Origin of the sequence: Pseudomonas sp. 2(2015) (genome assembly GCF_000955865.1) — a bacterium.
Taxonomy (GTDB): Bacteria; Pseudomonadota; Gammaproteobacteria; order Pseudomonadales; family Pseudomonadaceae; genus Aquipseudomonas.
The window spans coordinates 39,535-62,105 of the sequence record NZ_JYOF01000007.1; the positions used below are offsets into that span (position 1 = coordinate 39,535).

Sequence of the window (22,571 nt, forward strand, 5' to 3'; positions counted from 1 at the left end):
GTTCAGGCCCGCGCTTCGACCGTCACCCAGTAGCGGGTAAAGCGCCGCACGCGCACCGGCAGTGCCACCTCGAGCAGGTCGAGAATGCGTTCGCTGTCGGCCAGTGGATAACTGCCGGAGATCAGCAAATTGGCTACCTCGGGTGCACAGTTGAGCTGGCCGCGGCGGTAGCGGCCGAGCTCGTCGAGAAACGCGCCAAGGGGCATGTGCGCAGCCACCAGCATGCCGTCGACCCAGGCCCCGAGGTTGCTGTCCAGGGCCTGGCTGGCCTGCCAATGCGGGCCGTTGAAGCGCGCTTGCTGGCCCGCCCCCAGGCGATTGCCGGCCAGGCTGGCGCTGCCTTCGAACACCGCCAACTGGCTGTAGCCGGCGAACTGGCGCAGGTTGTAGCGGCCGTTGCCCAGGTTCAGCAGGCCGTGTTCGCTGCGCAGTTGCAGCGGTCGGCTATCGCCGGCCACGGTCAGTTGCATTTCACCTTCGAGCAGGTGCACCAGGCGCTGGCGGGCATCGAAACGCACGTCGGCGGCGCTGCGGGTGTTGAGCAGCAGCAGGCTGCCGTCGTCTAGAGCCAGGCGCCGGAGTTCGCCGACCGGGCTGCGGTAATCGGCAAGCAATGTCGGCAACCGGTTGTGCTGCTGCAAGGCCAGGCCACTGGCGCTGCCGACCCCGAGGATCAGCAGGGTTTTCAGCGCCCGGCGGCGGCTGGCCGAACGTGGCGCCTGCAACGCGGCGTGGGCCAGGGGCGAGGACAGGCCGCACAAGCGTTGATTGACCCGCTGAATGTGCTCCCAGGCGCGCTGGTGGTTGTCGTCGGCCTGCAACCATTGCTGCAGGGCCTGTTGCTGACGCGCATCGAGGGCGCCGCCCTGCAGCTCGATCAGCCAGTGCACGGCCTGTTCGGCCACCTGCGGGGAAAACTCCTGATGGCCGTTCACAGGGCGAAGTAACAGCGCATGGCCGCCTTGTTCAGGTAGCGCTTGACCGTGGCCAGGGAGATGCCCAGTTGCGCGCCGATCTCGGCGTAACTCAGGCCATCGACCTGGGCCATCAGGAACGCGCGCTTGACCACCAGCGGCAAGCCGTCGAGCAGACGGTCGAGCTCCAGCAGGGTTTCGAAAATGATTGCCCGGTGTTCTTCCGACGGCGCCAGTGCTTCGGGCAACTGCGCCAGCGCCTGGAGGTAGGCGCGCTCCAGGTCCTGGCGGCGGTAATGGTTGCACAGCACCCGCTTGGCGACGGTGGTGAGGAACGCCCGCGGCTCGTTGAGCAGCGGCGTTTCGCGGCCCTGGAGCAGGCGCATGAAGGTGTCCTGGGCCAGGTCGGCGGCACTGTCGGGGCAGCCCAGACGCCGGCGCAACCAGCCGGTCAGCCAGTTGTGATGGTCGAGGTAGAGGCCTTCGAGCGAGGAAGGGGGAGCGCTGGGCACCGTGAACACTCCGGCGCCGGGATGCGCAACAGAATAAGAATTGTTCGCATTGTAGTGAAAGGTGCCACTACTCGGCAATCGGTGCCTGACTGACGGGCGTAGCAGAGGATCGGGGAAATGTAAAAAACGTAAATACGCTTTACTCACATTTGAGAATGAATAGCATTCGCTCCCTAGATGAATTTACGCAACCTTTACATTTCTCAGGGAGAGGTCCTCGTGTCCCCGACTTTCAGTAAATCCTGCCTCGCGCTTACCCTCTGCTCGCTCTACACCGCGCAAGCCACAGCTCAGAACCAGCCGCTGGAGCTGGAGAACATGGTGGTGACTGCGTCGGGTTTCTCCCAGCAGATCAAGGATGCGCCGGCATCGATTTCGGTGATTACCCGCGAGCAGATCGAGAACAAGTCCTACCGTGACGTCACCGATGCCCTGCGCGATGTGCCGGGCGTGGTGGTCACCGGTGGCGCCAGCTCCAGCGACATCAGCATTCGCGGCATGGCCTCCAAGTACACCCTGATGTTGGTCGACGGCAAACGCCAGGACTCGCGTGCCACCCGCCCGAACAGTGACGGCGCCGGTATCGAACAGGGCTGGATGCCGCCGCTGGAAGCCATCGAGCGCATCGAAGTGGTGCGCGGACCGATGTCTTCGCTGTATGGCTCCGACGCCATGGGTGGGGTGATCAACATCATCACCCGCAAGGTCACCCCGCAGTGGTACGGCGGCGTGCGCACCGAAGCAACCTTCCAGGACCGCTCCGACTCGGGCAACTACAACAGCACCAACGCCTTCATCTCCGGGCCCCTGGTCGACAACCTGGTCGGCCTGCAGCTGTACGGCCAGCGCTCGCGCCGCGACGAAGACCATATCGTCAACGGCTTCAACGAGCAGAGCACCGACAGCGCTACGGCCAAGCTGTCGTTCACCCCGGATGAACACAACGACATCACCCTCGAAGCGGGCAAGTCCGAGCAGGAGCGCAACTCCCACGTCGGCCGTTCGGCCAGTCGTTCCGCCAGCCGTAACGACTACGACCGTACCAACTTTTCCATCACCCATTCCGGGCGCTGGGACAGCCTTACCAGCGAAAGCTACCTGCAGCGCGAAAAGATCGAGAACCCCGGCCGGCGCATGGAGCTGGAAAACACCGTGCTCAATTCGCAGGTGTCGTTCTTCAGCGATTCGCACATCACTACCTTCGGTGGCCAGTACAAGTACGAGGACCTCAGCGACGAAGGCAACCAACTGGCCTCGGCGGCCAGCGTCAACCAGCTGACCCGCTGGTCGTGGGCCCTGTTTGCCGAAGACGAATGGCGCCTGACCGAAGCCTTCGCCCTGACCGGCGGCCTGCGCATGGACCGCGACGAGAACTACGGCACGCACTGGTCGCCACGCCTGTACGGGGTCTACCACCCGACCGAGCAGTGGACCATCAAAGGTGGTGTATCCAGCGGCTACCGCTCGCCGGACATCCGCGCCGCCGTCGATGACTGGGGCCAGATCACCGGTGGCGGTGGCGACCCGGCGATCATCGTCGGCAACTCCAGCCTCAAGCCGGAGAAGAGCCTGAGCCAGGAAATCGGCTTTATCTGGGACAACCTCGAAGGATTCTCCACCGGCCTGACCCTGTTCAACACCGACTTCAAGGACAAGATCACCGAGACCCGCCGCTGCACCGACAGCACCGGCAATGCCTCGGGCCAGTGCCAGATCGGCGGTACCTCGTACAAGTTCATCAGTGACCGGGTCAACGTTGACGAGGCGCAGATGCGCGGCATCGAAGCGACCCTGGACTGGGACATCACCCAGACCGTGTCGCTGGCCACCAACTACACCTTCACCGCCTCCGAGCAGAAGAGCGGCCCGCAGAAAGGCAAGGCCCTGAACCAGATGCCGCGGCACATGTTCAACGCCACCCTCGACTGGCAGGCCACCGACCAGCTGGGCACCTGGGCGCGCCTGAACTATCGCGGCAAGACCTCGGACTACCTGGGCCGCACCACCATGTCCGACGGCACGCCGTCGTACACCTTCGTCGACTTCGGCGGCACCTACCGGGTGACCAAGAACGTCAAGCTGCTGGCCGGTGTGTACAACGTCTTCAACAAGGAAGTGGACTACGACACCTACCAGACCGTGCTGGACGGCCGCCGCTACACCATGGGCGTCGACCTATCGTTCTGATCGGCCGGCCTGCGGTTTTGCTTATGAGAATATAAATCATTATTATTGTGCGCTTCTCGTAATGGACCGATGCCATGAAAAGCAAAGCCGCCGGGCTGCCCATCAGCTATCGCCTGGCCGTGACTTCCCGCAGCCTGGCTGCCGTGTTCGGTGGCTACCTGCTGGCGGCCATGGCCAGCGTCTGTATCACCCTGCTGTTGCCGGTGCCGCGTGCCGAGGCGGTGATCAGCGGCATGATGCTGTCGTTCCTGTTCTACCTGGTGGCTTTTCTCTGGTGCTTCGCCTGTCGTAGTGCCTGGCAGGCGTGGCTGGGAGTACTGGTGCCGAGCCTGGTGCTGGCGATGATCAGCGGCCTGGCCTACTGGATGAAAAACCCATGAAAGAGGGCTTTCGCCAGGCCATGGCCTGGCTGCATACCTGGACCGGGCTGATCTTCGGCTGGTTGCTGTTTGCGATTTTTCTGACCGGGACCATGTCCTACTTCAAGGAAGAAATCAGCCACTGGACCCAGCCGGAAGTGCCCAGCCGGGCGCTGGATCCGGCGGCCAGCCTGGACCTGGCCCAACGCTACCTGCAAGAGCATGCGCCGACTGCGGGCAGCTGGTTCATCGAGTTGCCCAACGCTCGCGAACCGGCGCTGAGCGTGAGCTGGCCCAAGGCTGGAGGCGGGCGCCGCGACTTCACTTCCAAAACCCTCGACCCTGCCACCGGCGCCGAATTGCAGGCGCGCGAGACCCGTGGCGGCAATTTTTTCTACCGTTTCCATTTCCAGCTGGAGATGCCTCACCCCTGGGGCCGCTGGCTGTCGACCTTTGCCGCGTTCATCATGCTCCTGGGCCTGGTGACCGGGATCATTACCCACAAGAAGATCTTCAAGGAGTTCTTCACCTTCCGCCCGGGCAAGGGCCAGCGTTCCTGGCTCGACGGGCATAACGCCATCGGCGTATTGGTGCTGCCGTTTCACCTGATGATCAGCTACAGCAGCCTGGTGATCTTCATGGCCATGGTCATGCCGGCCAGCATCATCGCCAGCTATGGCGACAATACCCGTGGCTTTTTCAACGACCTGTTCGGCGGCCAGAGCCAGGTCCAGGCCGCCGGCACCGCGGCGCCGTTGCTGCCCTTGCCGCAGCTGTACGCCAAGGTCCAGGAGCAGGCGCCCGGGGCCAATCTTGCCTGGGTTGAGGTGCAGAACCCCGGTGACCAGAACGCCCGGGTCCGGTTCGCCCGCCATGCCGGTGACCGCATTGCTCACCAGCGCGGCGGTGGCTGGCTGTTTGACGGGGTTAACGGCATGCTTGAGGGCGGCAGCCAGATCGAGGCCACGCCGGTGCTGATTTCCGGCGGCATGTACGGCCTGCACATGGGCATTTTCGCCGGGCCGTGGCTGCGCTGGCTGTACTTCTTCTTTGGCCTGGCCGGCACCGCAGTGATCGGCACCGGCCTGGTCATGTGGCTGGGCAAGCGCCAGCTCAAGCATGCCAAGAGCGGCACCCAGCCGTTCGAGCTGCGCCTGGTCGAGGTGCTCAACATCGCCAGCATGAGCGGCTTGCTGCTGGGTGTGGCGGCGTTCTTCTGGGCCAACCGCTTGTTGCCGATCGACCTTGAAGGCCGTGCCGACTGGGAGACCAACTGCTTCTTCCTGCTCTGGGCTTTGTCACTGGTGCACGCCATGCTGCGCCGCGGCCGCCGAGCCTGGGCCGAGCAACTGGGCCTCGGCGCGCTGATGTGGGCGGGCTTGCCGCTGCTCAACGGCCTGACCACCGGCCAGGGCCTGAACCACTCGCTCGCCGTCGGCGACTGGGCCATGGCTGGTTTCGACCTGACCGCCTTGGCCAGCGGCCTGTTCCTGGCCTGGGCTGCCAGCAAGATGTGGCGGGCGCCGCTAGTCGCGCCCAAGCGCAAGCCCAAGGCCGCGCCTGGCACGTTGATTGAAAGCGAGGTGAACTGATGCTGGCTATTGCCCTGTTTGGTTTTTCCGGTTTCGCCGCGCTGTGCCTGGCCATGGACAAGCACTACAAGGACCTGCTCGGACAGCCACCGAGCAATGCGCGGCGTGCGGCGCTGCGGGTGGCAGGCTGGGCGCTGCTGGCCCTGGCGCTGTTGTTGGCGGTGCGCCACAGCGGCTGGGCCATGGGCCTGGTCGAGCTGTTCGCGGTGCTGATGGCCGGCGTCACCCTCTGGGTGTTCCTCCTGCCTTACCAGCCGCGGCTGCTGCTGGGCCTGGCGGCGGCCAGCGTGGTGCTGGCGCCATTGACTGCCCTGGCGTCGCTGTAGCTTGGTCAACGAGCCGCTCGATCTGCCCGCCGAAGGTGGCAACGACACCGACGGGGCCAGCGGGCGCGCGCGATTTGTGCAGGTGTTTCTCGCCCAACGGGCGCAGATGGAAGCCCTGGTCAGCCGCCGCATCGGCTGCCGGGCCACCGCCTCGGACTTGATCCAGGAGTTGTTCCTGCGCTTCTGGCGCCGGCCGCAGGTCAAGGTCGAGGCTCTCGATACCTACCTGCTGCGCTGCGCCGGCAATATCGCCATCGATCACCTGCGCAGCGAAGGTGCCCGCGAGCGGGTCAACGACAGCCTGCAACTGGAGGTGGCCGACGAGCATGTCAGCGCACCGCAAGTGGCCCTGGAGGTAAACAGCGACCTGCAGCGCATCGAGGCGGCGCTGCGCCTGCTGCCCGAGCGTACCCGGCAGATCTTCTTGCTCAACCGCATTCACGGGCGCAAGTACGCCGAGATCGCCAAGGCCATGGGCCTGTCCCAGAGTGCGGTGGAAAAACATATGATGCGCGCACTGGAGGCGTGCAAGGCGAGTATCGAGCTGCCGCCGGCCAGCACCCGCAAGCCAGGGAAAGCACCATGACTGACATCACCGCCGCGCAGCACCAGGCCGCACTGGGCTGGCTGAGCCGGATCAACGAGCAACCGCAACTGGCCGAGCGCGCCGAGTTCAAGCGCTGGTTGCTCGCCCATCCGGCCCATGGCCGCGCCTATGCCCAGGCCCAGGCGTTGTGGCGCCTGAGCGAAGCGCCGGCGAGCCTGTTGGCAGCCGAGGACGACCCGGCCTTGCAAGGCTATTTGCGCGCCATGCAGCAACCGCCAGCGGGGCGCACCTGGCGCCGTGTCGCCACCTTGGCTGCCGCTGCCTGCCTGGTACTGGCGCTGGGCACCGCTGCCGGCTGGCATCCGGCCTACTGGCTGGATGACCTGCAGGCGGATTACGTCACGGCGCCGGGGCAAGTCGAGGAAGTGGTGCTGGCCGACAACTCGCACATGACTCTGGATGCTGGCAGCGCCGTGTCGGTAGATTTCAGCGAGGGTCAGCGCCAGGTGACGATCCGCCGTGGCGCGGCGTTCTTTCATGTCACCCACACCGGCGCGCCGTTCGTGGTCGAGGCGGCAAAGGGCGAGACGCGGGTACTCGGCACCCGCTTCGAGGTGCGCAAGCACAATGGCGGCGCGCGGGTCACCGTGCTCGATGGCCGGGTGGCGGTGACCGCCGAGCCCGGGCGCTTGCAGCAACAGCTGAGCGGCGGCCAGCAGGTGGCCTACCGCCACGGCACCGCCAGCGCCGTCGAAGCGGTGGACAGCGAATCGCGCCTGGCCTGGCGCCAAGGCTGGCTCAATTACTACCAGGTGCCGCTGAGCACGGTGATCGACGACCTGGCCCGCTACTATCCCGGGCGCATCATCGTGCTCGACAGCGAACTGGGCAAACGCAAGGTCAGCGGCAGCTTCCCGGCCAGCCAGCCGCTGGCGGCGCTGGATTCGCTCGGCGCGGTGCTGGGCTTCAAGCGCAATACCCTGCTGGAGCGGGTGACGCTGATCCGCTGAAAAATATTTTCAGAAAACTGATGAGGTAAGTTCGCGCGACAACCGTGTAGTGAGTGAAAGTGCGATTCATTCGCATAAACGTCACTCCTTCACAGGTTACCGGTCATGAAGTTCACCCCCTCGGCAGCGCGCAGCTTTTCAATCTGGCTCAGTGTCTCGGCCCTGGCCACAGCGGGCGCATTCCCCCTGGGCGCGGTGGCCGCGCAGCAAGTCTATGTGTTTGCCCAGCCGAGCAAGCCGCTGGTGCAGGCGCTCAATGACTTCAGCCGGCTGACCGGGCAAAGCGTGATCTATACCACCGATCTGCCGGCGCTCAACGCCCCGGCCCTGCACGGCAGCCTCAGCGCCGAGCAGGCCCTGCAGCAACTGCTGGGCAACTCGGGTTTTGCCGTACGCCGGGTCGATGCCCGCACCCTGACCCTCGAACCACTCGATGCCGGCGCTGCGCTCAAGCTCGACGCGACCACGGTGAACTCGCAAGCCGATGCCGACTACAGCTACCAGCCGCCAGCCAGCAGCTCGGTGATGCGCAGCCAGGCTTTGATCATGCAGACGCCCCAGGCGATCAACGTGGTGCCGGCCCAGGTGCTCAAGGACCAGGCCCCGGGCAACCTCGACGATGCCCTGGCCAACGTCAGCGGTGTGACCCAGGGCAACAACTTCGGCGGCACCCAGGACACGGTGATGAAGCGCGGCTTTGGCGACAACCGTGACGGCTCGATCATGCGTGACGGCATGCCGATCGTGCAGGGCCGCAGCCTCAATGCCAGCACTGAGCGGGTCGAAGTGCTTAAGGGCCCGGCTTCGTTGCTGTATGGCATCCAGGACCCGGGCGGGGTGATCAACGTGGTCAGCAAGCGCCCGCAACTGCAGCAATACAACGCCCTGAACCTGCGCGGCTCGACCTATGGCAGCGGCAAGAACGGCAGCGGTGGCGGCCTGGACAGCACGGGTGCCCTGGGCCAGAGCAACTTCGCCTACCGCCTGGTGCTCGACCATGAAGACGAAGACTACTGGCGCAACTTTGGTACCCACCGTGAATCGCTGGTGGCGCCGTCGCTGGCCTGGTTCGGCGAAGACACCCAGGTGCTGCTGGCCTACGAGCACCGCGAGTTTCTCTACCCGTTCGACCGCGGCACGGCCATCGACCCGCGCACCAACCACCCGCTGGACATCCCCAGCACCCGGCGCCTGGACGAGCCGTTCAACGACATGCAAGGGCGCTCGGACCTCTACCGCCTGGAGGTCGATCATCAGCTCTCGGACGACTGGAAAGCTCACTTCGGTTTCAGCTATAACCGCGAAACCTACGACGCCAGCCAGGTGCGGGTGACCGCCGTCAACGCTGCCCGCGGCACCCTGAGCCGGAGCATGGACGGCACCCGCGGCGCGTTCAGCAGCGACCGTTTCGCCACCGCAAGCCTGGAGGGCAAGGTGCAACTGGCGGGCATGCAGCATGACCTGCTGTTCGGCCTCGACAACGAGTACCGCAAGGTCTACCGCGCCGACCTGATCCGCCAGGGCAGCCTCAGCACTTTCAGTTACCTCGACCCGGTGTATGGCCGCGAAGTCGAGGGCACCAGCGTGCGCGACAGCGACAGCGCGCAGACCGACAAATTGCGCAGCGACTCGCTGTTCTTCCAGGATTCGATCCACCTCGATGAACACTGGATTCTGGTCGCCGGTGCGCGCTACCAGATGTACGACCAGCTCGCCGGGCGCGGGCGGCCGTTCAAGGCCAATACCAACACCAACGGTCAGGCCTGGGTGCCGCGGGTGGGGCTGGTGTACAAGGTTGACGAGCAGCTGTCGTTGTACGGCAGCTACAGCGAATCGTTCAAGCCCAACTCCAGCATCGCCCCGCTGACCGGCGGCCTGGTTCTGGATTCGGGGATCGAACCGGAGGAGGGTAAATCCTGGGAACTGGGCGCCAAGCTCGACATGCCGGGGGCGCTGACCGGCACCCTGGCGCTGTTCGACATCCGCAAGCGCAACGTGCTGGTGGCCAACTTCGATTCCGCTACCGGCGACACGCTCTACAGCAACGCCGGCGAGGTGCGCTCGCGCGGCATCGAGCTGGACCTGACCGGGCAGTTGAGCGAGCGCTGGAGCCTGATCGGCAACTATGCCTTCATCGACGCCGAAGTCACCCAGGACCCGACGCTTGAAGGTAATCGCCTGCAGAACGTGGCGCGCCACAGCGGCTCGCTGTCGGCGGTGTATGACGCCGGCAGCCTGTTCGGTGGCGACCGCCTGCGCCTGGGCGCCGGGGCGCGCTATGTCGGTGAGCGGGCCGGTAACGCCGAGAACGATTTCGAGCTGCCGGGCTACACCGTCGCCGATGCCTTCGCCAGTTACGAAACCCGCCTGGACGAACACAAGGTGCGCTTGCAATTGAACGTCAAGAACGTGTTCGACCGCACCTATTACAGCTCGGCGGTGAACCGCAACTTTGTCTCGGTGGGCGATGCGCGCCAGGTCAGCCTGTCCAGCACCCTCGAATTTTAACTGTTGAAGGCCGCCCGGTAGGCGCCGGGCGTTGCTCCCAGGGCCTGACGGAAGCGGTTGCTGAAATGGCTGGCGCTGGCAAAGCCGCACAGCAGCGCCACTTCGCCCAGCGGCAGTTGGCCATGGCGGAGCAATTGCCGCGCTTTGGCCAGGCGCCGGGCCAGCAGGTACTGGTGCGGCGGCAGGCCGAAGCTTTGACGAAACATTCGCGCGAAGTGGTACTCGGAAAGGTTGCACAGCGTCGCCAGCTCACCAAGGCTCAGCGGCTGATCCAGGTGGCCTTCGACATATTCACTCAGTTGCCGGCGCTGGTGCGCGGCCAGCCCGCCCTTCAGGCGCAGGCCCTGGCGCAGGCCGACCTGGCTGAGCAGGGCGTGGTCGAGAATCTCGTGAGCCAGGCTGCTGGTCAGCAGGCGTTCGGCGGGCTCGTCCCAGTCCAGGGCAATCAACTGACGAAAGCGCCGGGCCTGCTCGGGATCGTCGAGAAAGGTCGCTTCCTGCAATTGCAGCTCTCGCGGTTCGCGGTCCAGCAGGCTGACGCAGCCGAGGGCGAACTGCTCCTGGCTGATATACAGGTGCGCCAGGCGGATCGAGCCGTTGACCACCCAGTGCGAGGCGGAACCGGCGGGCATGATGCACAGTTTGTCGGGCGAGCCGGTGTGGCCGGGGCGGTCGCGGCGAAAGGTGCCGGTGCCGTCGGCGATGTAGCACGACAGGGTGTGATGGCTGGGCGCTTCGTAGTCGCGGGCGTCGTGGCGGTTGTTCCACAGGGCTGCCGCCAGGCCGTCCCCCAGGTGCGCGCTGTGTTCCAGGCGGGCATGGGGTGAGTCGTGCATGGCTTTGAAAACGTGCAGCTGGTCCAACGGCGTCATGGTCGCTACCTCTGTTGGCCATCCTACTCCGCCGCGTCCGGGCTGACAGCTGCTGCCTGCGCAAAAGCGCAAGAATGTGCAAGTGCCGGTGCAGCGGGCGGCTGCACACTGCTGGCCTGGAATTGAGGAGTGCCGCCATGAACCTGTCGTTATACCTGCTCACTGTGCTGATCTGGGGCACCACCTGGATTGCCTTGAAGCTGCAACTGGGGGTGGTCGCCATCCCGGTGTCGATCGTCTACCGCTTTGCCCTGGCGGCGCTGGTGCTGTTTGTCATTCTGCTGCTCAGCCGCCGCCTGCAACCGATGAACCGTCGCGGTCACATGATCTGCCTGGCCCAGGGCTTGTGCCTGTTCTGCGTCAACTTCATGTGCTTTCTGACCGCCAGCCAGTGGATACCCAGCGGCCTGATCGCCGTGGTGTTCTCTACCGCGACCTTGTGGAACGCGCTGAATGCGCGGGTGTTCTTTGGCCAGAAGGTGGCCGCCAATGTGCTGGCCGGTGGCGCCCTCGGCCTGGCCGGGCTGGGCCTGTTGTTCTGGCCCGAGCTGTCCGGGCATGCCGCCAGCCGTGAAACCATCATCGGCCTGGGCCTGGCGCTGCTGGGAACCCTGTGCTTTTCGGCCGGCAACATGCTCTCCAGCCTGCAACAAAAAGCCGGTTTGCGCCCGCTGACCACCAATGCCTGGGGCATGCTCTATGGCGCCAGCATGCTTGGCCTGTATTGCCTGGTCAGCGGTATTGCGTTCGCCATGGAATGGAACACGCGCTACATCGGTTCGCTGATGTACCTGGTGATCCCGGGCTCGGTGATCGGCTTTACCGCCTACCTGACTCTGGTCGGGCGCATGGGCCCGGAGCGGGCCGCTTACTGCACGGTGTTGTTCCCGCTGGTGGCGCTGAACGTCTCGGCGTTCTATGAGGGTTACCAATGGACGGCACCGGCGCTGGCCGGCCTGGTGCTGGTGATGCTGGGCAATGTGCTGGTGTTTCGCAAACCCCGGCCCAAGGTGGTCGAGCCGGTGGTGGCCTTGCGGTAGCTATCGCGGGTCAAGCCCGCTCCCACAAGTTGGGATTAATCTGTGGGAGCGGCGGTGCGGCGCCCCGACTTGACCCGCGATGAGGCCGACGCAGTACCTGATAAAAATGCCAGGTTTCAGGGACGTTCCAAGGGCGTAACTTGCGCTCAACACATCCGCAGCGCTCGAGGCAACGGTCATGGAAGTGATAATGGGCAAGTCCGATAAACCGGTGGTCGCGCCGCCCACGCTCAAAGATGCGAGCTGGACGGTCAGCCTTTCCCAGGTGGGCGAGGCGGGGCTGACGCTCAGTGGTTACGCCTTGCCAGGCTTGCAGGGCTCTCAAGGGGCAACCTTGCTGCTTGGCTGGATTGGTTTTCCACCGGGAGGAGAGCCGGAAACTTTCTCGGACTCGCATGCAATCGAGCATTGGGAAGACTATCGCGGGCACGACTTCGTACTGCCCAGGCGCTATTTGCAAAGCGCGCTGGGCGGTACTGGTGTGCTGTTTTTCGATCTCTCGGTGCTCAGCCTGCCGTCGCAGATTTCACCACTGGTAACGGTAAGGGTGGTTGATTAGGCCGACTTCCACACCTGCGGATTGACCAGGTCCCGTGGCCGTTCACCGAGCAAGGCGCTGCGCAGGTTATCAATCGCCCGATTGGCCATGGCCTCGCGGGTTTCAGCGGTAGCCGAACCTACATGCGGCAAGGTCAGGGCGTTTTTCAGCTGGAACAGCGGTGATTCGGCCAGCGGCTCCTTCTCGTAGACATCCAGCCCGGCGCCGCGAATAGTGCCGGCCTGCAAGGCTTCGACCAGCGCCGCTTCATCGACCACCGGCCCACGGGAGACGTTGATCAGAAACGCGCTGGGTTTCATTAACTGCAGCTCGCGACTGCTGATCAGGTGTTTAGTCTGCGCGCCCAGTGGCACCACCAGGCAGACGAAATCAGCTTCAGCCAGCAGTTCATCGAGGCTGCGGTACTGCGCGCCGAGTTCCTGCTCCAGCGCTGGCTTGCGGCTGTTGCCGCTGTAGATCACCGGCATGTTGAAGCCGAAGCGCCCGCGCCGGGCGATGGCTGCGCCGATATTGCCCAGGCCGACGATGCCCAGGGTCTTGCCGTGCACGTCGCTGCCGAACTGCGCCGGGCCGACGGTGGCTTGCCATTGCCCGGCCTTGGTCCAGGCATCCAGCTCGGCGACCCGCCGCGCCGCGCCCATGAGCAGGGCAAAACCGAGGTCGGCAGTACTTTCGGTAAGCACGTCGGGGGTGTTGGTCAGGGCGATGCCGCGCTGGTTGAAGTAGGCCAGGTCATAGTTGTCATAGCCCACCGAGACGCTGGCGACCACTTCCAGCTTGCTGGCGTTTTCCAGCTGCGCCTGGCCGAGCTTGCGGCCGACGCCGATCAGGCCATGCGCTTGGGGCAGGGCTTGGTTGAACTGGGCGCTGATGTCGCCGAGCTTGGGGTTCGGCACGATCACGTTGAAGTCTTGCTGCAGGCGTTCGACCATCGCCGGGGTGATGCGGCTGAAGGCAAGGACGGTCTTTTTCATCGGCGAAATCTCTGCGGGCGGTGGAGAATGGGTAGCACGCTATCATTCTCCACCGCCGCTGTGCAGCAAGATTTCAGGTGGCAATGCGCAGTTCATGGGTTTTCAGGTCCGCTTCATGGGCGGCGAGAATTTCCGGCAGCGAGTTGCGCAGGTACTCGACCCAGGTCTTGATCTTGGCATCCAGGTACTGGCGCGACGGGTAGATCGCGTACAGGTTCAGCTCCTGCAGGCGGTACTCGGGCATTACCCGCACCAGCGAGCCATCGCGCAGGCCCTCTATGGCCGAGTAGATCGGCAGTACGCCAACGCCCATGCCGCTGCGGATCGCGGTTTTCATCGCATCGGCGGAGTTCACCTGGAACGGCGCCTGGGTGATGTTCACCACTTCCTGGCCTTCGGGCCCGTCGAACAGCCATTTTTCCAGCGGGATCACCGGGCTGACCATGCGCAGGCAGGCGTGGTTGAGCAGGTCGCTGGGCTTGTGGGCGATACCGTGGCGCTTCACGTATTCGGGCGAGGCGCAGACGATGCTGTAGGTAATGCCCAGGCGCTGGGAGACGAAGCCCGAGTCTGGCAGCTCGCTGGCCAGCACGATCGACACGTCGTAGCCCTCGTCGAGCAGGTCCGGCACGCGGTTGGCCATGGTCAGGTCGAAGGTCACGTCCGGGTGGGTTTCGCGGTAGCGGGCGATGGCATCGATGACGAAATGCTGGCCGACCCCGGTCATCGAATGCACCTTGAGCTGCCCGGCCGGGCGCGCATGGGCGTCGCTGGCTTCGGCTTCGGCTTCTTCGACGTAGGTAAGAATCTGTTCGCAGCGCATCAGGTAGCGCTTGCCGGCTTCGGTCAGGGCAATGCGCCGGGTGGTGCGGTTGAGCAGGCGGGTTTGCAGATGGGCTTCAAGATTGGAGACCGCCCGCGATACGTTAGCGGTGGTCGTATCCAGTTGCACGGCCGCGGCAGTGAAGCTGCCGACTTGCGCGACGCAACTAAAAGCACGCATGTTTTGCAGGGTGTCCATGGGTCGCTCTCAAAGTAGACGACAAATTGTGACATGAAGTAACCGGGGCGGTCTTCAGACTAAAGCCGGATTATCGCTGTTTTCGTAACAAAGATTCGCAGTAATGCACGCTTATCGCCAGTGCGGCGGCCCCCTAGAATTGCCTCTCCAAGCGTCATCCACCTTCTACGTCGGGAATTCGCAGCTGTGCCGCGTCGCATTATCAGAGCGCTCAATGCGCTCAGTGCCTGTGCCTTTAGCTTGACCTTGAGCGGCTGTATCGGAACCTGGGGCATTGCCCCGCAAAGCAAGACGCTGCAAGCCAATACCCTGACCACCGACGCGGCCATCCGTGATGCCGCCCTCGACGCCCACTGGCCCGACCAGCAATGGTGGCGGGCCTACGGCGACCCGCAACTCGATCGCTGGATCGCCCTGGCCGTACACGACAGCCCCAGCATGGCCATGGCCGCCGCCCGTGTGCGCGAAGCCAGGGCCATGGCCGGGGTGGTCGAGTCGGCGCAGAAACTGCAGGTCAACGGCCAGTCGACGCTCAAGCGCCACAACTGGCCGGAAGACCAGTTCTATGGCCCTGGCGCACTGTCGGGTTCCAACACCTGGGACAACAATGCGGCATTGGGCTTCAGTTATGCCCTCGACCTCTGGGGCCGCGAACGCAATGCCAGCGAGCAGGCCGTGGACATGGCCCACATGAGCGTGGCCCAGGCCCGTCAGGCCCAGCTCGAGCTGCAGAACAACATCGTCAAGGTCTATATCCAGCTGTCGCTGCACTTTGCCCAGCGCGATATCGTCAAGGCCGAGCTTGAGCAGCAGGAGCAGATCCTGGCCCTGGCCGAACGGCGCCTGGCCGGCGGTATCGGCACCCATTTCGAAGTCAGCCAGGCGCAGACGCCGCTGCCAGAAACCCACCGCCAGCTCGATGCCCTGAATGAAGAGATCGCCCTGGCGCGTAATCAACTGGCGGCGTTGGCCGGCAAAGGGCCGGGACAGGGCGCGCAGTTACAGCGCCCGCAACTGGCCCTGGGTACCGCGTTGAAGCTGCCCTCGGCGTTGCCCGCCGAACTGGTCGGCCAGCGCCCGGACGTGGTCGCCAGCCGCTGGCAGGTGGCGGCTCAAGCCCGTGGTATCGATGTCGCCCATGCCGGTTTCTTCCCCAATGTCGACCTGGTCGGTGGCCTCGGCTTCATGGCCACCGGTGGCGGCGCGCTGGAGTTTCTGACCGGGCGCAAATTCAACTACAACGTCGGCCCGGCGATCAGCCTGCCGGTGTTCGACGGCGGCCGCCTGCGCTCGCAACTGGGGGTTGCCTCGGCCGGTTACGACATCGCCGTGGCGCACTACAACCAGACCGTGGTCGAGGCGCTCAAGGGCATTTCCGACCAGCTGATTCGCCGTGAGTCGATGAACGAGCAGCAGCACTTTGCCGCCGAGTCGGTGGCTTCGGCGCAAAAAACCTACGACATCGCCATGATCGCTTTTCAGCGCGGCCTGACCGATTACCTCAATGTGCTCAACGCGCAAACCCAGTTGTTCCGCCAGCAGCAGATCCAGCAGCAGGTCCAGGCTGCGCGCCTGAGTGCCCATGCCGAGCTGGTTACGGCCCTGGGCGGCGGCCTGGGCGCGGGTAGCGATGTGCCCGGCGAAGACCGTCAGCAGGCGCCGAAGACCCCGGCGACCCTGGCGATTTTCGATAAGCCGGTTCACGCCCAATGAGCGCGCTGACCCTGCCGTTTCGCTGGCTGGCCACCCTGGAGTGGCGTCGCGGGTTCTTTGAATGGCTGCGCACCGACGGGGTGACCTGGGTGTACATCTTCAAGGTCCTCAGCGCCGCCTTCCTGACCCTGTGGCTGGCCATGCGCCTGGAGTTGCCGCAACCGCGCACGGCGATGATCACCGTGTTCATCGTCATGCAGCCGCAGAGCGGCCATGTGTTCGCCAAGAGCTTCTACCGGCTGCTCGGCACCCTGGCCGGCTCTTCGATGATGGTCGCGCTGATCGCCTTGTTTCCGCAAAACACCGAGCTGTTCCTGCCGAGCCTGGCGATCTGGGTCGGCCTGTGTTCGGCCGGTGCCATGCGCTACCGCACCTTCCGCGCCTATGGTTTCGTGCTCGCCGGTTATACCGCGGCGATGGTCGGCTTGCCGGCCTTGCAGCACCCCGACGGCGCGTTCATGGCCGCCGTGTGGCGGGTGCTGGAGATCTCCCTGGGGATTCTGGTCTCGACCCTGGTCAGCGCCGCGATTTTGCCGCAGTCGGCCAGTGCCTCGATGCGCAACGCCCTGTACCAGCGCTTCGGCGTGTTCGCCGGTTTCGTTGCCGAGGGCCTGCGCGGCGACAGCCAGCGCGACCGCTTCGAAAGCAGCAACGTGCGTTTTATCGCCGAGGCCGTGGGCCTGGAGAGCCTGCGCAGCGTTACCGCCTTCGAAGACCCGCACATGCGCCGGCGTAACGGTCGCCTGGGGCGCATGAACAGCGAATTCATGGCCATCACCACACGCTTCAACGCCCTGCACCAGTTACTTGAGCGCTTGCGTTTGCGTGGGCCGCTGCAGATCGTCACCGCCATCGAACCCGGGCTCACCGCCCTGGCCGAGCTGCTCGACGGTTATGCCGGGCGCGGCCTCACCGAGCGCGATGCGGCGCGCCTGGCCGAGCAACTGGCGGCCTACAAGGAAGGCTTGCCGGAGCGCGTGCGCACGCTGCGCGCGGCCTATGTCGAAAGCGGCCCGAGCGACGCCGACCTGCTGGATTTTCACACCGCCTATGAGCTGCTGTACCGCTTCGTCGACGACATGCACAGCTACGCCCAGACCCACGCCTCGCTGACCGAACACAACCATGCCCGCGAGCAGTGGGATGAGCCCTATGTCGCGCAGACCAACTGGATGGCTTCGCTGGCCGCCGGTGTGCGCGCTTCGTTCATTTTGCTGGTGCTGGGCAGTTTCTGGATTCTTACCGCCTGGCCGAGCGGGGCGATGATGACATTGATCGCCGCCGCCACCGTCGGCCTCTCGGCGGCGACGCCGAACCCCAAGCGCATGTCGTTCCAGATGGCCTGCGGCACTTTGTTCGGCGCCTTTGTCGGCTTCTTCGAAACCTTCTTCGTGTTCCCCTGGATCGACGGTTTCCCGTTGCTGTGCCTGGTGCTGGCGCCGGTGTTCGTGTTCGGTGCGTTCCTCGCCTCGCGCCCGGCCTATGCCGGTTATGGCCTGGGCCTGCTGATCTTTTTTGCCACCGGTTCCGTGCCCGACAACCTGACCATCTACAACCCCTACAACTTCATCAACGACTACATCGCCATGGTCATCGGCATGCTGGTCTGCGCCGCTGCCGGGGCGATCATCCTGCCGCCCAACAGCCGCTGGTTGTGGAGCCGCCTGGAGCAGGACCTGCGCGCCCAGGTGCTGTATGCAATTACCGGGCGCCTGCGCGGCCTGGGTTCGAGCTTCGAAAGCCGCACCCGCGACCTGCTGCACCAGGCCTATGGCCTGGCGGTCGGCCAGCCGTTGGTGCAGAGCAAGCTGCTGCGCTGGATGTTCGTGGTGCTTGAGGTTGGCCACGCGATCATCGAGCTGCGCAAGGAACAGGCAATCTTGCCAGTGCACCCGTGCTATGCCGAATCGCAGCCCTGGCGCCAGGCCATCCGGGTCATGGGCCGGGCGTTGGCGCGGCTGTTCATGCAACCGAGCGCCAGCAACCACGAGCGCGCCCTGGTGGCGGTGGATCACGCCATCAGCCGCGTGCAGGCCACCGACGAGCCGTTCGCCCGCCACTTCGACACCTCGGCCCTGCGCCGGGTGCAGAGCTACCTGCACTTCATCCGTACTTCGTTGCTCGACCCTCAGTCGCCGCTGGCCGAACTGGCCCCGGCCAAAGGACTGCCCCATGCCTCGTGAAATCGCCTTCCATGGCGTCTACATGCCGACCATGACCTTGATGTTCCTGTTCGCCGCCGGGCTTGCCTGGGGCCTGGACCGGTTCATCGCCAGCCATGACGGCTACCGCTTTTTCTGGCACCCGGCGCTGCTGCGCCTGTGCCTGTTTATCTGCCTGTTCGGATCCATGGCCCTGACTCTCTACCGTTGAGACCCCTGTTGATGAAAAAGTTTTTCAGCCTGATCGCCACCTTGCTCGTGCTGGCCGCTGCCGTGGTGATCGGTCGCCAGCTCTGGGTGCATTACATGAACACGCCCTGGACCCGCGACGGGCGGGTGCGCGCCGATATCATCAACGTCGCCGCCGACGTGCCGGGCTATGTGGTCGACGTGCCGGTGCGCGACAACCAGTTGGTGAAGAAGGGCGACGTGCTGATGCAGATCGACCCCGAGCATTACCAGGTGGCGGTCCGCCAGGCCCAGGCGCTGGTCGCTTCGCGCAAGGCCACCTGGGAAATGCGCAAGGTCAACGCCCATCGCCGCGCCGACATGGACAACCTGGTGATCTCGCGGGAGAACCGTGACGATGCCAGCAACATTGCCAACTCGGCGCTGGCCGATTACCAGCAGGCCCAGGCGCAGCTGGCGGCGGCCGAGCTGGACCTCAAGCGGACCCGGATCCTCGCCACGGTCGATGGCTATGTCACCAACCTCAACGTCCATCGCGGCGATTACGCGCGCACCGGCGAGGCGAAGATGGCGGTGGTCGACAAGGACTCGTTCTGGGTTTATGGCTTTTTCGAAGAAACCAAGCTGCCGCACGTGCGCGTGGGTGACCAGGCCGAGCTGCAGATGATGAGCGGCGAGCGGCTCAAGGGCCACGTCGAGAGCATCTCGCGCGGTATCTATGACCGCGACAACCCTGAAAGCCGCGAACTGATCGCCGATGTCAACCCGACCTTCAACTGGGTGCGCCTGGCCCAGCGGGTGCCGGTGCGGATTCACATCGATGAAGTGCCGGAAGGCTTTTTACTGGCGGCGGGGACCACCTGCACAGTGGTGGTCAAGCCGGCTCGGAAAGAAGGCTAAAAGCGCCTCAAGCCTGGCGCGAATCCACCAGCACCGGGCAACTGACCTGATCGATCACCTTGTTGCTGATCGACGGATCGAGCAACCGCCCGAGGCGGTTCAAATGCCGGTGGCCGATGATGATCAGCTCGCACTCAAGCGCGCGGGCGGCAGCGACGATGGCCGCCACCGGCTCGCCCGGCACCAGCCTGCCTTCGCTCTCGAAGCCCAGCGCCCGCAGGTTCTCCAGGGCCTGGCGCACGGCCTGGACGGCATGGCGCTGCTCATCGGTGGCCGCCGGGTATTCCTGCTGCTCGTACAGGCTGATCGCCCCCGGGCCGTCGCTCAGGGCGAAGGCGCTGTCGATGGCCAGCACCACCTGCAGGCGATGGCAGTTGGGCAAACAGTACTGTTGCGCGAGCTCGACCAGGCCCTGGGAGGCGGACGATCCATCGATGGCAATCAATACGGGGCTGAGCATGGGCGGCTTCTCTGGGCGGCAGTCGAGCCGGCTATTGTTGAGGATCGGCGGCCTGCGGATAAATGGCCTGGCATGCACTGTGTAGTTGCGTGACGCGCAACCCGATGGCCGCTGCCGAGCTGTTAAGATCGGCCCTTGTTTACCCGTCATGGATGCCTGGCAATGCAGATCCCGGATATGAACCTGTTGGTCGCTCTCGATGCCCTGCTTGATGAGGGCAGCGTGGTCGGCGCAGCGCGGCGCATGAACCTCAGCCCGGCGGCCATGAGCCGGACCCTGGGGCGAATCCGCGAGGCCATCGGCGACCCGATCCTGGTCCGCGCCGGCCGTGGCCTGGTGCCGACGCCGCGGGCGCTGGCCCTGCACGAGCAGGTGCGGGCCCTGGTCGAGCAGGCCGGGCTGGTGTTTCGCAGCCGCGAAGAAGTCGACCTGGCAACCCTCGACCGGGCCTTCAACATCCGCACCAACGACCTGTTCATCGCCCTGTATGGCGCGCAACTGCTGCAGATGATGCACGAGCAGGCGCCGCACACCGTGCTGCGTTTTGTCCCGGAAGGCGGTGGTGACGATGATGCGGTGCTGCGCGACGGCGGCACTGACCTGATCGTCAGCTCGACCATCGACCTGGGCCCCGAGATCAAGATGCAGAGCCTGTTCAACACCATCTACGTCGGCCTGGCGCGCCAGGATCACCCGATCTTCGAGGCCGAGATCACCCCCCAGCGCTTTGCCGCCTACCCGCAGATCAGCGTCTCGCGCCGCGGCCGCGCCAACGGCCCGATCGATGTCGAGCTGGCCAACTACAAGGTGCAGCGGCGGGTGGCGCTGATCACCCCGAGCTTTCATTCGGCGATGTTCTCCTTGCCTGACTCCGACCTGTTGCTGCCGATGCCGGCCAATATCCTCAGCAGCGTGACCAAGCTCGGCCTGCCGCTGCGCTCGTTCCACATCCCGTTGCCACTGGAACGGGTGACGGTGATGCAGGCCTGGCACCCGCGTTTTGACAACGACCCGGCCCACCGCTGGCTGCGCCAGACCCTCAAGGCGTGCTGCAGCGAGCAACGCTGAACCAGTCGATTGCGTTTGCTGCACTAGTAAACTGCCAATATGTCAGTTTTCGTAAGCATTGCCCCTTCATAGACTTGCGCCGGTTCTTTTGTTTGTCCGGAGATGTCTGTGATGAGTTCGCTGACCGCGACTCCTTTACCTGTGCTGCCCCCACCGGTTGCCGCGACGGCGGCGCCGGCGGCTTTTGGCACGCGCATTCTGGTCGGCCTGCTCGGGGTACTGCTGGCGGTGCTCTGCGCCGGCCTCAACGAGATGGTCACCAAGGCCTCGCTGGCCGATATCCGTGGGGGCATGTTCATCGGCGCCGATGAGGGCGCCTGGCTGATTGCGGTGTATTCGGCGGCGTCGGTCTCGGCCATGGCCTTTTCGCCGTGGCTGGCGGCGACCTTTTCCCTGCGCCGTTTTACCCTGTGCGCCATTGCCGTGTTTGCCCTGCTCGGGCTGGTGCAGCCGTATGCGCCCAACCTGTCCAGCCTGATGCTGCTGCGCACCTTGCAGGGCCTGGCATCGGGGGCGTTGCCGCCAATGCTGATGAGCGTCGCCCTGCGTTTCCTGCCGCCGGGGATCAAGGTCTACGGCCTGGCCGGCTATGCCTTGACCGCGACCTTCGGGCCCAACCTGGGCACGCCGCTGGCCGGGTTGTGGACTGAATATGTCGGCTGGCAGTGGGCGTTCTGGCAGATCATTCTGCCGTCATTGCTGGCAATGGCCTGTGTTGCCTGGGGCCTGCCCCAGGACCCGCTGCGCCTGGAGCGTTTCAAACAGTTCGACTGGCGCGGGCTGCTGCTCGGCCTGCCTGCCATCTGCGCCCTGGTGATCGGCCTGACCCTGGGGGATCGCATGGGCTGGTTCGATTCACCGCTGATCTGCTGGCTGCTCGGCGGCGGCCTGGTGCTGCTGGTGCTGTTCCTGTGCAACGAGTGGTCCGAGCCGCTGCCATTCTTCAAGCTGCAGATGCTCAAGGTGCGCAACCTGACCCACGCCCTGGTGACCCTGTTCGGCGTGCTGATCGTGCTGACCGCAGTGATCATCATCCCCTCCAGCTACCTGGCGCAGATCCAGGGTTACCGCCCGGCGCAGACCGGCCCGCTGATGCTGCTGGTGGCCTTGCCGCAGTTGCTGGCGCTGCCGCTGGTGGCGGCGCTGTGCAACATTCGCGCAGTGGATTGCCGCTGGGTGCTGGCGGCGGGGCTGGGCATGTTGTCGCTGTCGTGCGCGCTGGGCAGCCAGCTCACCAGCGTGTGGATTCGCGACAACTTCTACCTGCTGCAACTGCTGCACATCTTCGGCCAGCCGATGTCGGTGATCCCCTTGCTGATGCTGGCCACCGGCGGCATGACCCCACAGGACGGGCCGTTTGCCTCGGCCTGGTTCAACACGGTCAAGGGCCTGGCTTCGGTGGTTGCGGCCGGCTTGATCGAGGCGCTGACCACCGTGCGCCGGCATTTTCACTCCAATGCGCTGGTCGACAGCCTGGGCAATTCGCCGCTGGCCGACAGCAGCGCCCCGGGTCTGGCCAGGCGCATCCACGACCAAGCCCTGGTGCTGACCTCGGCCGATCTTTACCTGTGCATGGCGCTGCTGGCTGCGGCGCTGATTGTACTGATTCCTTTTGTGCCTACCCGGATCTACCCACCGCGCGCGGTGGCCTAGGTTTG

At 64.8% G+C, this 22,571-nt stretch carries 21 protein-coding genes; 15 read left to right on the forward strand and 6 right to left on the reverse strand.

The features are described 5' to 3' along the window. Window positions 1-2: 2 nt before the first annotated feature. The gene (locus tag UB48_RS11880) at window positions 3-935 is read right to left on the reverse strand and encodes a DUF4880 domain-containing protein (RefSeq protein ID WP_082075434.1); all 933 of its coding nucleotides are present in this window, start codon (window positions 933-935) and stop codon (window positions 3-5) included. Beyond that, a complete protein-coding gene (locus UB48_RS11885; RefSeq protein ID WP_045197879.1) occupies window positions 932-1,426 on the reverse strand; it encodes a sigma-70 family RNA polymerase sigma factor in 495 nt (164 codons plus the stop codon). Before UB48_RS11885 ends, UB48_RS11880 begins: the two co-directional genes overlap by 4 nt. A gap of 219 nt (window positions 1,427-1,645) precedes the next feature. Between UB48_RS11885 and UB48_RS11890 the strand changes: the two genes are divergently transcribed. From UB48_RS11890 to UB48_RS11920, 7 genes are all read left to right on the forward strand, one after another. After that, window positions 1,646-3,613, forward strand: coding sequence for a ligand-gated channel protein (locus UB48_RS11890; RefSeq protein WP_045197182.1), 1,968 nt, complete (start codon window positions 1,646-1,648; stop codon window positions 3,611-3,613). Between the two features lie 74 nt (window positions 3,614-3,687). Then, the gene (locus UB48_RS11895) at window positions 3,688-3,993 is read left to right on the forward strand and encodes a DUF3649 domain-containing protein (protein ID WP_045197184.1); all 306 of its coding nucleotides are present in this window, start codon (window positions 3,688-3,690) and stop codon (window positions 3,991-3,993) included. Continuing rightward, on the forward strand, window positions 3,990-5,564 hold the full coding sequence (locus UB48_RS11900) for a PepSY domain-containing protein (RefSeq protein WP_045197185.1): 1,575 nt from the start codon (window positions 3,990-3,992) through the stop codon (window positions 5,562-5,564). Before UB48_RS11895 ends, UB48_RS11900 begins: the two co-directional genes overlap by 4 nt. Further along, window positions 5,564-5,890, forward strand: a complete 327-nt coding sequence (locus UB48_RS11905) for a DUF3325 domain-containing protein (protein WP_045197186.1) — start codon at window positions 5,564-5,566, stop codon at window positions 5,888-5,890. The genes UB48_RS11900 and UB48_RS11905 overlap by 1 nt, the downstream gene beginning before the upstream one ends. 22 nt (window positions 5,891-5,912) lie before the next feature. Next, a complete protein-coding gene (locus UB48_RS11910) occupies window positions 5,913-6,476 on the forward strand; it encodes an RNA polymerase sigma factor (RefSeq protein WP_123566555.1) in 564 nt (187 codons plus the stop codon). Then, window positions 6,473-7,447, forward strand: coding sequence for a FecR domain-containing protein (locus UB48_RS11915; RefSeq protein WP_045197189.1), 975 nt, complete (start codon window positions 6,473-6,475; stop codon window positions 7,445-7,447). Before UB48_RS11910 ends, UB48_RS11915 begins: the two co-directional genes overlap by 4 nt. A 105-nt stretch (window positions 7,448-7,552) precedes the next feature. Beyond that, complete coding sequence (locus UB48_RS11920) at window positions 7,553-9,955, forward strand: TonB-dependent receptor (RefSeq protein WP_045197191.1); 2,403 nt, start codon at window positions 7,553-7,555, stop codon at window positions 9,953-9,955. Here the strand turns inward: UB48_RS11920 and UB48_RS11925 are convergent. Further along, window positions 9,952-10,827, reverse strand: coding sequence for an AraC family transcriptional regulator (locus UB48_RS11925; RefSeq protein ID WP_045197193.1), 876 nt, complete (start codon window positions 10,825-10,827; stop codon window positions 9,952-9,954). The two genes, UB48_RS11920 and UB48_RS11925, sit on opposite strands and share 4 nt — an antisense overlap. A gap of 137 nt (window positions 10,828-10,964) precedes the next feature. Between UB48_RS11925 and UB48_RS11930 the strand changes: the two genes are divergently transcribed. Both UB48_RS11930 and UB48_RS11935 read left to right on the forward strand, forming a co-directional pair. Further along, window positions 10,965-11,867: a DMT family transporter gene (locus UB48_RS11930; protein ID WP_045197195.1), complete on the forward strand. Its 903-nt coding sequence runs from the start codon at window positions 10,965-10,967 to the stop codon at window positions 11,865-11,867. Between the two features lie 190 nt (window positions 11,868-12,057). Beyond that, window positions 12,058-12,426: a hypothetical protein gene (locus UB48_RS11935; RefSeq protein WP_045197197.1), complete on the forward strand. Its 369-nt coding sequence runs from the start codon at window positions 12,058-12,060 to the stop codon at window positions 12,424-12,426. On the opposite strand, the gene UB48_RS11940 is transcribed toward UB48_RS11935, so the two are convergent. Further along, window positions 12,423-13,400: a D-glycerate dehydrogenase gene (locus tag UB48_RS11940; RefSeq protein WP_045197199.1), complete on the reverse strand. Its 978-nt coding sequence runs from the start codon at window positions 13,398-13,400 to the stop codon at window positions 12,423-12,425. The two genes, UB48_RS11935 and UB48_RS11940, sit on opposite strands and share 4 nt — an antisense overlap. 73 nt (window positions 13,401-13,473) lie before the next feature. Further along, window positions 13,474-14,421 (reverse strand): LysR family transcriptional regulator, encoded by a 948-nt coding sequence (locus UB48_RS11945; protein WP_045197201.1) that lies wholly within the window; start codon window positions 14,419-14,421, stop codon window positions 13,474-13,476. A 186-nt stretch (window positions 14,422-14,607) separates the two neighbouring features. Here UB48_RS11945 and UB48_RS11950 point away from each other — a divergent pair, with 186 nt between their 5' ends. The 4 genes from UB48_RS11950 to UB48_RS11965 are packed head-to-tail and all read left to right on the forward strand — an operon-like array spanning window position 14,608 to window position 19,385. Next, window positions 14,608-16,134 (forward strand): efflux transporter outer membrane subunit, encoded by a 1,527-nt coding sequence (locus UB48_RS11950; RefSeq protein ID WP_045197203.1) that lies wholly within the window; start codon window positions 14,608-14,610, stop codon window positions 16,132-16,134. Then, window positions 16,131-18,317 carry an FUSC family protein gene (locus UB48_RS11955; RefSeq protein ID WP_045197206.1) on the forward strand — a complete coding sequence of 729 codons (2,187 nt, stop codon included), beginning with the start codon at window positions 16,131-16,133 and terminating at the stop codon, window positions 18,315-18,317. Before UB48_RS11950 ends, UB48_RS11955 begins: the two co-directional genes overlap by 4 nt. Further along, entirely contained in the window at window positions 18,307-18,507 is a 201-nt protein-coding gene (locus tag UB48_RS11960) for a DUF1656 domain-containing protein (protein WP_028943216.1), read from the forward strand. Before UB48_RS11955 ends, UB48_RS11960 begins: the two co-directional genes overlap by 11 nt. 11 nt (window positions 18,508-18,518) lie before the next feature. Beyond that, window positions 18,519-19,385 (forward strand): HlyD family secretion protein, encoded by an 867-nt coding sequence (locus tag UB48_RS11965; protein ID WP_045197208.1) that lies wholly within the window; start codon window positions 18,519-18,521, stop codon window positions 19,383-19,385. Window positions 19,386-19,392: 7 nt separating this feature from the next. On the opposite strand, the gene UB48_RS11970 is transcribed toward UB48_RS11965, so the two are convergent. Beyond that, entirely contained in the window at window positions 19,393-19,845 is a 453-nt protein-coding gene (locus tag UB48_RS11970; protein ID WP_045197210.1) for a universal stress protein, read from the reverse strand. Window positions 19,846-20,007: 162 nt separating this feature from the next. Here UB48_RS11970 and UB48_RS11975 point away from each other — a divergent pair, with 162 nt between their 5' ends. After that, window positions 20,008-20,913, forward strand: a complete 906-nt coding sequence (locus UB48_RS11975; protein ID WP_045197211.1) for a LysR family transcriptional regulator — start codon at window positions 20,008-20,010, stop codon at window positions 20,911-20,913. 111 nt (window positions 20,914-21,024) lie between these two features. Further along, window positions 21,025-22,566: an MFS transporter gene (locus UB48_RS11980; RefSeq protein WP_045197214.1), complete on the forward strand. Its 1,542-nt coding sequence runs from the start codon at window positions 21,025-21,027 to the stop codon at window positions 22,564-22,566. Window positions 22,567-22,571 lie beyond the last annotated feature (5 nt).

Excerpts from the sequence above, each read along its gene's own strand:
- UB48_RS11940 (WP_045197199.1), bottom strand. The coding sequence starts at position 13,400 with ATGAAAAAGACCGTCCTTGCCTTCAGCCGCATCACCCCGGCGATGGTC.
- UB48_RS11960 (WP_028943216.1), top strand. The coding sequence starts at position 18,307 with ATGCCTCGTGAAATCGCCTTCCATGGCGTCTACATGCCGACCATGACC.
- UB48_RS11975 (WP_045197211.1), top strand. The coding sequence starts at position 20,008 with ATGCAGATCCCGGATATGAACCTGTTGGTCGCTCTCGATGCCCTGCTT.
- UB48_RS11920 (WP_045197191.1), top strand. The coding sequence starts at position 7,553 with ATGAAGTTCACCCCCTCGGCAGCGCGCAGCTTTTCAATCTGGCTCAGT.
- UB48_RS11965 (WP_045197208.1), top strand. The coding sequence starts at position 18,519 with ATGAAAAAGTTTTTCAGCCTGATCGCCACCTTGCTCGTGCTGGCCGCT.
- UB48_RS11930 (WP_045197195.1), top strand. The coding sequence starts at position 10,965 with ATGAACCTGTCGTTATACCTGCTCACTGTGCTGATCTGGGGCACCACC.
- UB48_RS11955 (WP_045197206.1), top strand. The coding sequence starts at position 16,131 with ATGAGCGCGCTGACCCTGCCGTTTCGCTGGCTGGCCACCCTGGAGTGG.
- UB48_RS11935 (WP_045197197.1), top strand. The coding sequence starts at position 12,058 with ATGGGCAAGTCCGATAAACCGGTGGTCGCGCCGCCCACGCTCAAAGAT.
- UB48_RS11945 (WP_045197201.1), bottom strand. The coding sequence starts at position 14,421 with ATGGACACCCTGCAAAACATGCGTGCTTTTAGTTGCGTCGCGCAAGTC.
- UB48_RS11915 (WP_045197189.1), top strand. The coding sequence starts at position 6,473 with ATGACTGACATCACCGCCGCGCAGCACCAGGCCGCACTGGGCTGGCTG.
- UB48_RS11980 (WP_045197214.1), top strand. The coding sequence starts at position 21,025 with ATGAGTTCGCTGACCGCGACTCCTTTACCTGTGCTGCCCCCACCGGTT.
- UB48_RS11895 (WP_045197184.1), top strand. The coding sequence starts at position 3,688 with ATGAAAAGCAAAGCCGCCGGGCTGCCCATCAGCTATCGCCTGGCCGTG.
- UB48_RS11925 (WP_045197193.1), bottom strand. The coding sequence starts at position 10,827 with ATGACGCCGTTGGACCAGCTGCACGTTTTCAAAGCCATGCACGACTCA.
- UB48_RS11970 (WP_045197210.1), bottom strand. The coding sequence starts at position 19,845 with ATGCTCAGCCCCGTATTGATTGCCATCGATGGATCGTCCGCCTCCCAG.
- UB48_RS11905 (WP_045197186.1), top strand. The coding sequence starts at position 5,564 with ATGCTGGCTATTGCCCTGTTTGGTTTTTCCGGTTTCGCCGCGCTGTGC.
- UB48_RS11900 (WP_045197185.1), top strand. The coding sequence starts at position 3,990 with ATGAAAGAGGGCTTTCGCCAGGCCATGGCCTGGCTGCATACCTGGACC.